At 61.7% G+C, this 12,723-nt stretch carries 10 protein-coding genes; 6 read left to right on the forward strand and 4 right to left on the reverse strand.

Features of this window, described 5'->3' with window-relative positions; genetic code table 11:
- Positions 1-273 precede the first annotated feature (273 nt).
- From OGR47_RS21480 to OGR47_RS21490, 3 genes are all read left to right on the forward strand, one after another.
- The gene (locus OGR47_RS21480; protein WP_165050528.1) at positions 274-2,373 is read left to right on the forward strand and encodes a type IV secretory system conjugative DNA transfer family protein; all 2,100 of its coding nucleotides are present in this window, start codon (positions 274-276) and stop codon (positions 2,371-2,373) included.
- Positions 2,374-2,664: 291 nt separating this feature from the next.
- Positions 2,665-4,869, forward strand: coding sequence for a catalase/peroxidase HPI (gene katG, locus OGR47_RS21485; RefSeq protein WP_165050524.1), 2,205 nt, complete (start codon positions 2,665-2,667; stop codon positions 4,867-4,869).
- Positions 4,870-5,074: 205 nt separating this feature from the next.
- A complete protein-coding gene (locus tag OGR47_RS21490; RefSeq protein WP_165050522.1) occupies positions 5,075-5,995 on the forward strand; it encodes a complex I NDUFA9 subunit family protein in 921 nt (306 codons plus the stop codon).
- Between the two features lie 15 nt (positions 5,996-6,010).
- Here the strand turns inward: OGR47_RS21490 and OGR47_RS21495 are convergent, their stop codons facing one another.
- Both OGR47_RS21495 and OGR47_RS21500 read right to left on the reverse strand, forming a co-directional pair.
- Complete coding sequence (locus OGR47_RS21495) at positions 6,011-6,583, reverse strand: methyltransferase family protein (protein ID WP_246729618.1); 573 nt, start codon at positions 6,581-6,583, stop codon at positions 6,011-6,013.
- A gap of 316 nt (positions 6,584-6,899) precedes the next feature.
- Positions 6,900-7,298, reverse strand: coding sequence for a hypothetical protein (locus OGR47_RS21500; RefSeq protein WP_165050516.1), 399 nt, complete (start codon positions 7,296-7,298; stop codon positions 6,900-6,902).
- A 435-nt stretch (positions 7,299-7,733) separates the two neighbouring features.
- On the opposite strand from OGR47_RS21500, the gene OGR47_RS21505 reads away from it, so the two are divergent.
- From OGR47_RS21505 to OGR47_RS21515, 3 genes are all read left to right on the forward strand, one after another.
- Positions 7,734-9,965, forward strand: coding sequence for a TonB-dependent receptor (locus OGR47_RS21505; RefSeq protein ID WP_246729617.1), 2,232 nt, complete (start codon positions 7,734-7,736; stop codon positions 9,963-9,965).
- A gap of 51 nt (positions 9,966-10,016) precedes the next feature.
- On the forward strand, positions 10,017-10,895 hold the full coding sequence (locus tag OGR47_RS21510) for a metal ABC transporter substrate-binding protein (protein ID WP_165050514.1): 879 nt from the start codon (positions 10,017-10,019) through the stop codon (positions 10,893-10,895).
- Between the two features lie 97 nt (positions 10,896-10,992).
- The gene (locus OGR47_RS21515) at positions 10,993-11,409 is read left to right on the forward strand and encodes a Fur family transcriptional regulator (protein ID WP_165050511.1); all 417 of its coding nucleotides are present in this window, start codon (positions 10,993-10,995) and stop codon (positions 11,407-11,409) included.
- Positions 11,410-11,535: 126 nt separating this feature from the next.
- On the opposite strand, the gene OGR47_RS21520 is transcribed toward OGR47_RS21515, so the two are convergent.
- Positions 11,536-11,910: a hypothetical protein gene (locus tag OGR47_RS21520; protein WP_165050509.1), complete on the reverse strand. Its 375-nt coding sequence runs from the start codon at positions 11,908-11,910 to the stop codon at positions 11,536-11,538.
- Between the two features lie 111 nt (positions 11,911-12,021).
- Positions 12,022-12,657, reverse strand: a complete 636-nt coding sequence (locus OGR47_RS21525) for a Crp/Fnr family transcriptional regulator (protein WP_165050507.1) — start codon at positions 12,655-12,657, stop codon at positions 12,022-12,024.
- Positions 12,658-12,723: the final 66 nt, after the last annotated feature.

Consider the following 12,723-nt stretch of genomic DNA (forward strand, 5'->3'; position numbering starts at 1 on the left):
CTATATTTGCTCGGCGCGCTCGGCGCGCTCGCGGCTGCTTTCTTTCTCTGGGAGGCATCCTACGCCCTGGCGGTGGCATGGCACTCTCATAACTGGTCTCTCTGGTCTCGCTTCACGCGAGAATTTGAACTCCTGTTGCCCCTACGCGCTGTTCAAAGCGAATGGGGAAGCCCGGTTGTCAAAAACTTGGTCGCAAGGGCGACTCTTGGCGCTACGGTTGCTTTCGTGGTCGTCGCCGTAGTCGCTAAGCAAGCCATTGAAGGGATTCGGGCGATGGCGCCTCCGACAGGCGGCTCCAGGCTCGCGACGTTGAACGATCTGCGAAAGGCGAATTTGCTCAACGGCGAGCCTGGCTACTCGATTTTTCTCGGACGCTTCGGCGGCAAGGACGTTCGTTACAGCGGCGCCAGCCATATCTATGTGAACGGGCCGACGCGAGCCGGCAAGGGCGTGGGCTTCGTGCTGCCGAACGCCCTTGAATGGCGCGGCTCCTTGATTGGCTTGGACATAAAGCGCGAGATGTGGGGCGAGATTGGCGCGGCGCGCGCGGCCATGGGCCAGCGGGTATTTATGTTTTCGCCTGGTTCAGCGGAATCGCATTGTTGGAACCCGCTCGATCTCGTCTCGCCTTGGCCGGAAACGGCGACTGATGTGGCCAACATCGCCCGAAGCCTAATTCCGACGCCGGCGACGGGAGACTCATATTGGGCCGAAACCGCTCGGGGACTCTTCGCCGGCCTGTTGGGTTATGTCCTCGACAGCGACACGATGCGCGGACAGCGCACGATAAAATCCGGGCTTAAGATGATGAGCCGCGGTCGCAGCCTCGCGGCCGTCATGGCGGATATTCTGGTTGCCGAGCCGAATCTGAATGAGTTCGTCGCTGACAAATTTCGCCAGCACATAGGCCGCGAAGAGAAGCAGCGCATGTCTTTCGAAGCGCACATCGTCACGGCGCTCGATGCCTGGAACAACAAGCTTGTGGAAGATGTGACGCGCCGCAGCGACTTCAACATTGCGGAGCTGCGACGAAAGCCGTTCACGATCTTGATTGGCACGCCGGTTGGGAGTTTCGGCTCGGTTGAAGCGGTCGTCCGTCTTCTGGTGCAGCAGGTGCATGACGTGCTGCTGAAGAGCCTTCCGGGACTCGACGAGCCGCACAAGCTTCTCTTGATGCTCGATGAATTTTACCAATTCGGGCGTATGCCCGAAATCGTCGATCGCGCGCCGCTCGTCGCTGGCTATGGGTTCCAGATCGCGGTGATAGCGCAGGGCCTGACTCAATTGGACGTGCGCTACGGCAAGCCGACGCGAGACATGTTGGTCGGCAATATGGACGTGAAGGTTTTGATCGGCGTCGGCGACGAAACGACGGCTAAATACTGCTCGGAGGAAATCGGAAAGCACTACATTCGCCGCGAAGGCTGGGGGACTTCGATTGGCGGCGGGAGCCTGGTCGGCGGGGCTCCTCGCGCGAGTCGAACGACGCAAGGGCGGTGGGAGCTTGAGCCAATCATGGCCCCGGAAGCCCTTCGGCGGTTGGACAGCAACAAGTCGGTTCTGCTGGTGCGGGGCCAATACGCGGCGGTTTTGGACAAGATCAACTTCTTCACGGATGGCGGATACAAGCGCAAGGTCGCGGCGTCGGCGCCCTTCAGGGCTCAACTGAGCATGCCGGATGTAGGAGCTGACGGCCTATCGTCGGACTGGTCGGCCGATCCGGCAGCGACGATCGCTCCTGCCGCGCTTGGGGCGAAGCACGACGCGGCGTTTGCGCGCGTGATGGCGGCTGCCGAGGATATCTTCGTTGACGCCGAGCCATTCCGCAGGGCTTTCGTCGCAGCGATGAACGAAGCGAGCAATGGGAAGGTCGCAGCACTTTGCAAGCAGCTTCGAACTGAGCCTCAGTCGCTCGCCGCTCTGGAGAAGCCGCGCGGCTTCTCGATGCGACGCGCGGACCCGCCGGACGTTGTGACGAAATCGCTGCGAGCGGAAATAGTCGCCGCCCGAAATCTTCTCAATGCCGACCGCGCCGAAAGGGCGGGTGTTGCGGTTAACGTCACGCCTGGATCTGACGCTTTAAGGGGCGCTGCGCCTGTACTTCCCCCCGCTGATATGGCGCCACCGCCGCCACCTATCACCGTGGTGAGCGCCGGCGGCGAAGCGGAGAGGGCGCCCGAACCGGCGGATATGGTGGCGCTCGTTGCTGGCGTCAGCGCCGAATCCGCGGAATGGGTAGAGGATTTGAAGTCGGCGGCCGCATCGACTCTCGCGGGCGAGAAGCGGGCGGAGTTCGAAGCCGACGTGGCGCAGCTTGAAGCCGCGTCAGCGCTTTTCCAAGACACGCCGGATGATCTGCGCGAACTGCTGTGACGCGCACGACTGGCGATTATTTCGGATGACGGAACTAGCGAGCTGGCGAAATCAGACGCTTTGTTCCCTCCATTCCGATTGGGCGACATTGCCGGACCTTCGGCAGCGCCCTATGTCGCTAGTCATTCCCGTAGTGCTCGCGCTTAGCTTAGGACGCGCTTCAGCCGGCGTGCTCTCGAGCCAATTGTTATAGGAATATTCGGCAGTGAGCGAATGAGCGAGTGAAGGAAGCGGCTGGCCAGGGTTCATACGAACAATTCGAAGAAGACTGGAACACGGTCGGAGAGAAAGATGGACGCGAAGACTGACAGGGACGCGGGCAAGTGCCCGGTCGTGCACGGGACCACGAATGTCGGCATGAGGTCGAACAAAGACTGGTGGCCGAATCAACTGAACCTGAGGATTCTCCGCGCGAACTCGCCCCAATCCGATCCCATGGGCAAGGCTTTCAACTACGCCGAGGCATTCAAGAAGCTCGATTACGCCACCCTGAAGAAAGACCTCGCCGCGCTGATGACGGACAGCCAGGACTGGTGGCCGGCCGATTTCGGCCACTACGGCGGGCTCATGATTCGCATGGCGTGGCACGCTGCCGGCACCTATCGCATCGGCGACGGCCGCGGCGGCGCCGGCGCCGGTCAGCAGCGGTTCGCACCCCTCGGCTCCTGGCCGGACAATGCGAATCTCGATAAGGCGCGGCGGCTCTTGTGGCCGATCAAGCAGAAATACGGCTCGAAAATCTCCTGGGCCGACCTCATGGTCCTTGCCGGCAATGTCGCGCTCGAAACCATGGGCTTCAAGACATTCGGCTTCGGCGGGGGGCGCCCCGATGTGTGGGAGCCCGACGAGATCGTCTACTGGGGCAAGGAGAAAGCTTGGTTCCCTGATCCTCATAGCGACGAGCGCTACAGCGGCGTCCGCGATCTCGAGAATCCGCTGGCTGCCGTGAATATGGGCCTCATCTACGTCAATCCGAATGGGCCGAACTTCAAGCCAGATCCGGTTGCCGCCGCCGTCGACATTCGCGAGACCTTCAAGCGCATGGCGATGAACGACGAGGAGACGGTTGCGCTCATCGCCGGCGGACACACCTTCGGCAAGGCTCACGGCGCGGGCGATGCAGCGCTGGTGGGTCCCGAACCGGAAGCTGCGCCGATCGAGGAACAGGGCCTTGGCTGGAAGAGCAGGTTCGGCACGGGCAAAGGCAAAGACGCGATCACCGGCGGTCCGGAAGTCACCTGGAGCGCGACGCCGACGAAGTGGAGCAACAGCTTTTTCGAGACCCTGTTCAAATATGAATGGGAGCTGGAGACGAGCCCGGCTGGGGCCAATCAATTCAGGGCGAAGGGCGCCGCCGCCACGATTCCGGATGCGTTCGACCCGTCGAAGCGTCATACGCCGACCATGTTGGTCACCGACCTCGCTTTGCGGATGGATCCGGCCTACGAGAAGATTTCCCGGCGCTTCTTAGAGCATCCGGAGGAATTCGCGGATGCGTTTGCGCGCGCGTGGTTCAAGCTCACGCACCGCGACATGGGTCCGCGCGCACGTTATCTCGGCCCGGAGGTCCCGGCGGAGGAGCTGATCTGGCAGGATTCGGTTCCGGCCGTCGATCACGCGCTGATCGACGCCAAGGACATCGCGGATCTTAAGGCCAAGATCCTCGCCTCGGGACTTTCCATCTCGGAGCTCGTCGCGACCGCCTGGGCCGCGGCTTCGACTTTCCGCGGCTCCGACAAGCGCGGTGGGGCGAATGGGGCGCGCATCCGTCTCGCGCCGCAAAAGGATTGGGAAGTCAACCAGCCAGCCCAAATGGCAAGGACGCTCGAGACCCTTGCAGGCGTCCAGAAAGCGTTCAACGGCGCGGCAAGCGGCGGCAAGAAAGTATCGCTCGCCGATCTGGTCGTTCTCGGCGGCTCAGCCGCCGTCGAGCAGGCCGCGAAAAAGGCCGGGCACGACGTGGCCGTTCCATTCGCGCCCGGCCGCACGGACGCGTCACAGCAGCAAACCGACGTGGAGTCCTTTGCCTATCTCGAGCCGGTTGCAGATGGCTTCCGCAACTACCTCAAGGCCAGATTCACCGTGCCGGCGGAGGAGCTTCTAATCGACAAGGCGCAGCTCCTGACTCTCACCGCCCCGCAGATGACGGTTCTCGTCGGAGGCCTCCGCGTCCTGGGCGCGAACCACACCGGGTCGCAGCACGGCGTCTTCACGCAGCGGCCGGAGACGCTGACGAACGACTTCTTCGTGAACCTCCTGGACATGGGCACGGAGTGGAAAGCGACAGCGGACGAGAACGTGTTCGAGGGACGCGATCGCAAGAGCGGCGCGTTGAAGTGGACCGGCACGCGAGTCGACCTCATCTTCGGCTCGAACTCCGAGCTCCGCGCACTTGCCGAAGTCTATGGCTCGGCCGACGCGCAAGCGAAGTTCGTGGCTGATTTCGTGGCGGCGTGGACCAAGGTGATGAACGCCGACCGATTCGATCTCACCTGACGCCTGCGGAAAGACTCTCGAAGGCTTTCAAGCGGCGGGCTCCAACAGTGCGGTTTGGCGCGCGGCGGTTCCGTCATCGCGCACGAACTGGGATCTACCGTCGCACTGACGCCGATCCAGACAAGGCGCGTGCAGTTGGGGGCGATGCCATCCACGTTATCTATATGATCGAGGCTGCTCCGACGTAAGCAAGCGAATTTGAGCGATGGCGACCATGTACGAGCGCTCCATCGTCGTGTTCGGCGGAACCGGGTTTCTCGGGCGCCGGGTGGTTTGGCATCTCCGTAAGGCTGGTTTTTTTGTTCGGATTGCGTCGAGGCATCCGGATCGGGGGCATAGGCTGTTTGGTTTTGATGATCCGCAACTTCATTCAGTCGATGCCAACATTCACGATGAGCAGTCAGTCGCCAATGCACTTGCTGGCGCTTACGGCGTTGTGAATGCGGTCAGTCTTTACGTCGAGCATGGCCGCGAGACTTTTCATTCCGTGCATGTCGAGGCTGCTCAACGAGTGGCAGATCAAGCACGTCGAGCCAGAGTGGAGCGGCTCGCGCACGTTTCAGGAATCGGCTCCGATGCCGGCTCGTCATCGCTCTATATCCGCAAGCGTGGCGAAGGCGAACTGGCGGTTCGCGCCGCGTTTGCAGATGCAATTCTCATTCGCCCGGCGGTGATGTTCGGATTGGACGATTCATTTCTCACCGCCATCATCAAGCTCCTCGGCCGGCTTCCAATCTATCCGATGTTCTGGCGCGGTCTCACGAGACTGCAGCCCGCCTATGTGGAGGATGTGGCGGAAGCAATCGCTAGGGCGCTGGATCGCAAGGACGTGCATGCGATCACCTTCGAATTTGGCGGTCCTCGCGTCTACTCTTATGAAGAATTGCTCAGAGTCGTTGCCCACGAAGCCAACCTCAAGCCCATGTTAGTTCCTATCCCATATGCCGCTTGGCACACGCTGGCTTGGTTCGCGGAAATGCTCCCAAGCCCGCCCGTCACTCGCAATCAAGTAGAACTGATGCAGGTCGACACCGTGTCGTCGCCAGAGATGCCCGGATTTGAAGACCTCGGAATTTCGCCGCACTCGGTCGAGGAAATACTCCAGGAGATATTACGGGGTCACTGAAGAAACGGCTTACGCCTACCAAACGAAGGGCGCCAACCGGTATCCGACCTTTTCCGTATAGGCGGCGTATTTAGGGAACCTTTCCGACAGCGCACGCTCCTCGAAGACCGAGCGGATGGCGAGCAGGATCACCAATAGGGGCACGAAGACGAGCCCATAAGACGAGCCGAGCAGCAGCGGCGTCCCGAGCAGGAAGAGGATCGCGCCGCCGTACATCGGATGGCGCACGATGGCGTAGGGGCCGGTCGTCACGATCCGCTGCCCGCGCTCCGCCTGTATCCGGACCACCGGCGCGGCGAAGGAGTTCTCCGCCAAGACGCGCCAGATGATCGCGTAGGACACCAAGATGCATACGGCGCCCGCCGCTTCAGCCCACACGGGCATGACGGTCGCTCGCCAACGGACGGCATCGAGCCCCATGACGACGAAGGCCCCCAGATAGAGTGCGAAGAACAGCGACAGGATTGCCTTGTCCCACGCCGGCTGGCCGGCTTGGAAGGGCGAGGACAGCCGCTCCCTCAAGAGACCAGGATCGTGTCGCGCGAACCAAAGCCCCGCGGCCGCGCCGACGCCTCCAATGATGCCCAAGAATATCCAAGCCTCCGGCCATGCCGTCGTGCCGGCCGGCACAAAAAGGAGGGCGGCCATCGCCGACAACCAGATGGATGTTTGGAGGAAAAAGCGGATCAGCATCCGTTGAACCCCATAGCTGCGCGACAAGACGTGGAGCAACGCCAAGACGCCACTGCGGCAATGGACGGCGAGCCTCGCGACCCTTCGCTAGTATACCTTTTAGAAATTGCGCCCAGCGGTTTTCGGGGCGAACGAAGAGGACGCATGGCGAGTCCAAGGCGTTCGAGATCGAACGGGATCGTCAGCAAACTGAACCCCGTGTCCGCCGCCCTCAATCGCGACGATAGGCCTTATAGGATAGCAAGCCGCCGACGATCAGAAAGACGGCGCCGAACACGGGCAGCACGACGTGTATGGCTGGCCCGGCGGCGGCCTGCGCTGCGATCCCCGCCAACCGCGTGGGGAAGACCATGCGGACGAAGCCGATGATCACGGACAGCCATCCAAAAATGGTGATCAGCACCGGCCAGCCTACGGTCCAGCGGGTGTGGAAGTAGACGATCGCCACACCGGGCACGAAGGCGGCGAAGCCGGAGAGGACGATCAGCATCGGGATCTTGGACATCTCCTCGATCATGCCCGGCATCGCGTCCAAGTTGAGGAGGATCATGAGGGCCGTTGCGACGAGCGTCGGCCCCATCAGGGCGGCGATGGTCTTTGATGCCGTCATGATTATCCTTTCGTCGTCCTGATCAGTTGCGCGTCCGCCCCTTGTGGACGCGCCCCTTGCTCGCCGGTCGCTCCTTCTTCGATCTCGGCATCAGCGCACGTTGCGACGCTTGCTTGGCACGCCCGGCTCGCGCCGCGCGCGTCGGAATCGCGCGTCCGAATTTTAGCTCTCCGGGCTTGGTCATCTCGCACACCCAACCGTGTTCCATGGCAGAGATGTGGTGACAGGGGGCAGGCTTTTCATCGGGCCGCGCGTCGTCGGAGGAAGGAAGGCGGCAGAATGACGCAAATTCGACCTCCGAATTGCTCTGGTCAGGACGTAGTGGCGGCCTTGTCTCGCGAGGGATGCCGCCCCGTCCTGATCCACGACCAAGTTGACAAATGTGATATGTTATAACATATCATTTGTCCGCCGTTCGAAACGCGGGGGCATCCCATGAAGATGACGCACACGATGTACGCAGCCGCTATCGTCGCGGCGACCACAGCGGGATTTGCCGAAGGGGCCGCAGCGCAGCAGAGTTTGCCGACGATCGAGGTCGGCGCCGCTCACAGGACGCGCGTCGTCATTCACACTAAGCCGCATGGAGTTCCTCCAACGCGCCGGGTGGCCGCCGCCTCGGTTCCCCCCGCTGCCCGCGAAGCTCCCCCGGCGCCCGTTCCTGCGGCTCAGCCCGCGGAGCTGCCAAGCAAAGAAAGGCTCGATCGCCTCCAGCCCAAGATCGGCGTCAACGACTATTCCTTGAATCGAGCGGCGATCGAAGCACTCCCGCAGGGCGACCAGACGCCGCTGGACAAGGTGCTGCTGCAGACGCCGGGCGTGGCGCAGGACTCGGCCGCAAGCGGCAATTTGCACGTCCGCAACGAGCACGCCAATCTCCAATACCGAGTGAACGGCATTTTGCTGCCGGACGGCGTCTCCGGCTTCGGGCAAGTGATGGAGACCGGCTTCATCGGCTCAATGTCGCTCGTCACCGGCGCGCTGCCGGCCCAATACGGCCTGCGGACGGCTGGCCTTGTCGACATCGTTTCGCGCGAACCATCCGCAACGCCCGGCGGCAGCGTCACGATGTACGGCGGCAGCCACGGAACCGGTCAGACCTACTTCGAATATGGCGCAAAGAGCGGACAGTGGGAGGTTTTCGCCACGGGTCGCCTGATCCGCAACAATCTCGGCATTGAAAATCCAACGCCGAGCCATGAAGCGATCCACGACATCACCGAGCAGGGACGGTTCTTCGGCTACGCGTCCTATGCGATCAACGACGCGACCAAGCTGAGCTACATCACCGGAACCTCGGTCGCCAATTTCCACATTCCCGATAATCCCAATCAGCAACCGCAATTCCAAGCCTTCGGCATAAGCTGGTTCGACTCCTCCAAACTCAATGAGATTCAAGACGAACGCACCTTTTACAATGTGATTGCCTTGACGCACTCTTCCGGCGCCGTCGACACGCAGCTCTCCTATTTCTCACGCTACTCGACGCTGCATTTCGTCCCCGACCAGATCGGCGATCTGGTCTTCAACGGCGTCGCCTCCGACGTCTATCGCGCGAGCCTCGTCAACGGCCTGCAAGGGGACGGCGCCTATCGAACCGGCGAGGGCCACACTTTGCGCGCCGGCTTTACCGTCAGCGGCGAGAAGACGCATGTCGTGACCAACTCGACCCTCGAGCCGCTCGACATGAACGGCAATTCGATAGACGCGCCCCACGGCGTCTATGATTCCAGCGCCAAGGTCGGCTGGATCGCGGGCGTTTATGCGCAGGACGAATGGAAGCTCGCCGACCGGCTGACGCTGAACGGCGGATTGCGCTTCGACCAGATTTGGCAGTTCGTCGAGACGAACCAGGTGAGCCCGCGCGCGTCGATCGTTTTCAAGCCCACGGACGACACAACCCTTCATGGCGGTTATGCGCGCAACTTCACGCCGCCGCCGCAGGCGTTGGCGTCGCCCACGAACCTTCTCCTCTACAACAACACGACGCAGGCGCCTGCGATCCCGTTCTCGAGTCCCGTCCGTCCCGAGCGCGCGCATTATTTCGACGTCGGCGCGACGCAGAAGCTGACGCGGCAGTTCGAGGTCGGGCTGGACTTTTACTACAAGCGCGCCCGCAACCTCATCGACGACGGCCAGTTCGGGCAGGCCCTGGCGTTGACGGCCTTCAACTATGATCGTGCCTACAACAGCGGCGTCGAATTCAAATCCAAACTCGAGAGCGGGGATTTCCGCGCCTACGCGAATCTCGCTTGGGCGCGCCAGCGCGCGACGCAGTGGATATCGAACCAGTTTCTGTTCGCTCCCGACGACTTCACTTATGTCGCAAACCATTACATCTACACCGACCACGCGCAGACCTGGACGGGCTCGGCGGGCGCGTCCTACGTCTTGTGGGGCGTTCGAGGCTCGGTGGACATGATCTACGGCAGCGGCTTGCGGAGCGGCTTCGCCAACACCACGCATGTCTCGCCGTACACGCAGGTGAACTTGGGGCTCTCGCGCGAGATCGGCATGGTGTTCGACAAGCCGCTGACGCTGCGCTTTGACGTCGTCAACCTTCTCGACCACGCCTATGAGCTGCGCAATGGTTCGGGCATCGGCGTCTTCGCCCCGCAGTTCGGGCCGCGCCGCGGATTTTTCGTCGGCCTGAAACAGGCCTTTTGAAACTTCGTTGCGCCCGTTTCACGGGGCGGAAATCAAGGAGGGATAACGCCAATGTGGACGCGTCGCGCTTTCATCGCCGCCGTCGGCCTCACGCCCGCGGCTTTCGCCTTCGCCGCGGAAACGCCGCTCCCCATCGTCGCGAGCTTCTCCATCCTCGGCGATTTCGCGCACCAAGTGGGCGGCGCCCGCATCGATCTCACGACCATCGTCGGCCCCAATGGCGACGCCCACGTCTACGAGCCGACGCCGCGTGACGGACAGGCGCTCGCCAAGGCCCGACTGGTCTTCGTGAACGGCCTCGGCTTCGAAGGATGGATGGATCGGCTGATCGCCGCCTCGAGGACCAAGGCCTTGGTCGTGACGGTCAGCAAATCAATGGCGATCCGGCAGGGCGAGGAAGGCGGCGCCGATCCGCACGCTTGGCAAGATGTGTCCAACGCGCAAATCTATGTCGCGAACATCCGCGACGCGCTGATCGCCGCCGACCCGGCGAGGGCCGAAGCCTACCGCGCAGCCGCCGGGGTCTATTCCGCGAAGCTCGCCGCTCTCGACCAAGAGATCTCACGCGCCATCTCGAGCATTCCCAAAGAGCGCAGGCGCATCGTATCGACCCATGACGCCTTCGGCTATTTTTCGGCGCGCTACGGCCTCGAATTCATTGCGCCCGAGGGCGTTTCCACCGAGGCGGAAGCGAGCGCGCGCGACATCGCCCGCATCATCGACGCGATTAAGCAGCACAAGGTCGCCGCCGTCTTCCTTGAGAACATCGCGGACCCGCGTCTCACGCAGAGCATCGCAGCACAGACTGGAGCGAAGGTCGGCGGCACGCTTTATTCCGACGCGCTCTCCGAGGTGAACGGGCCGGCGCCAACCTACATCGACATGATGCGCCACAACGTGAGGGAATTGACCAAGGCTCTGGCGTCGTAGACAGCCCTCATCGTCAGCGAATCTGGTCGACGGCGCCGCCTCGGGTAATGGTTTAACATTTACAGAGCGGGCTAGGTAGTAAGCGAGGCAAGGTCGGATGCGACAGGCAGGTGGCAATGCGAGAAGAATTCTGAACACGCTGCAAGCGGCGGAGCGACCGCTTAGCGCCTACGATATCATCGAAGCGATTCGACCCCAGGTCGTCGCGGCTCCGACCACTGTCTATAGAGCACTCAACAAGCTCGTGTCGGAGGGCAAAGCGCATCGTGTCGAATCCCTCAACGCCTTCGTCGCGTGCCGCCATCCCGGATGCCATGGGCAGGAGCAGGACCATGCGGCGGCGGTTTGCTTCGCCATTTGCGACAACTGCGGCGGGATCGAAGAAGTCGTTATCCCGGTGATCGTGGAAAGCTTGGCGACCGATCTTTCTGCCCTGTCCTTCTCTCTCCGTGCGCTCAGTATCGAAGCGCGAGGTCTCTGCGCCGGATGTCGGCATGAGAACCCGACGGCGTGATCGATCACCGCGTCGCCGCCCGTCGCCATCGTCACCTGATCGTCGCCCCGCGTTCTTGGGCGAAACGGATTTGACTTCGGCCTATCGCGAATGTCGGCTCTTGACCTTCGCCCTTCGCCAGCAATGTCAACCGATTGGCCTCAGCGCTTGCTTTGCTCCTGCGGAATAATCGGTCAGCCATCCGACCGCCACGATCACCAGCCCCATGAATAGGTAAAGGCCAAATGCCGAGCTGTTGCTTGAAAAATTGGGCAAGAACGCGATGAGAACCAATGCCGGGCCAACGATTCGTTCGATCCACCCGTGAATCGAGAATGGCAGCCAAGGACGCCAGCCTAGCGGGAAATCAGTTACCAGCGTGAGCGCCAGATGCACCCCTGCTAGCGTCCAAGATAACAACGCCGGCAAGCCGTCGAGTCCCAAAAGCTTTGGTGCGGCCAGAAACACGACGACCGTCAGGTAGTCCAAATAGCCGTGTATGGTTGGCGTGATGGGCTTCATGAGCGTTCTCCGTCTCGATCGCGGCCTTGGTGTCATAGCCGCGCAAGGCAGGAACCTACGCCTCCGCAACACGCAAGTCTGTAATCGAGATTACAAAGCGGTCCGGCTTGATTACGCGGCGGACTGCAGCGCGGAATGATTTACGCAGATCAGGTCCCGGCGGTAATCGAGCACGCCACGGCGACGCAAGGCGTTCATGGCCTTAGTCACCGCAGGCCGACTGGCGTAAACCAGATCAGCGATGTCCTGCTGAGTCAGCGGTATCTCGAGCGAGTAGCCATGTGGGCACGGCGCTCCGAACACTAAGGCGAGTTCGTGCAGGGTCTCGACGAGCCGCGTTTCGACCTTTTTGGTGAGGAGAGTGATCAACTTTCTTTCCGTCCGTTTCTGCCTGGCTTCTAGTTGGGCATAGAGGAAAGTGGCGAATTCCGGACTCTCGCCCACCAGGCTATTCAGTTCCTGATGTGTGATTTTGGCGACGTGAATTTCGCCGAGCGATGTCGCCGTGTGATCCGACAGATGCTCCGCCAATGTGCTCCCGAATACGCCGCCCGGTCCCATCACATCGATGGTCAGTTGAACTCCACCTTCTGTGATATGAGAAAGTTTGACGATGCCCCTGAGCAGCCAAAAGAGGCTCTCCAATCGGTCTCCCTGTCCGTAAACGACCGCCTTGTCGTGATAGTCTAAGGTAAGCAAGGACGGCGCGATCGTCTCCCAGCGCACGATCTCGGTTTCCGACAGCATCAGCCGCCCCCTCTGGTGCCGGAGGGCCTGAAGCGCTGTCGCCCTCCGTGTTCAAGACTTGAATAG

The organism is Methylocystis sp. MJC1 (assembly GCF_026427715.1).
Classification (GTDB): domain Bacteria; phylum Pseudomonadota; class Alphaproteobacteria; order Rhizobiales; family Beijerinckiaceae; genus Methylocystis.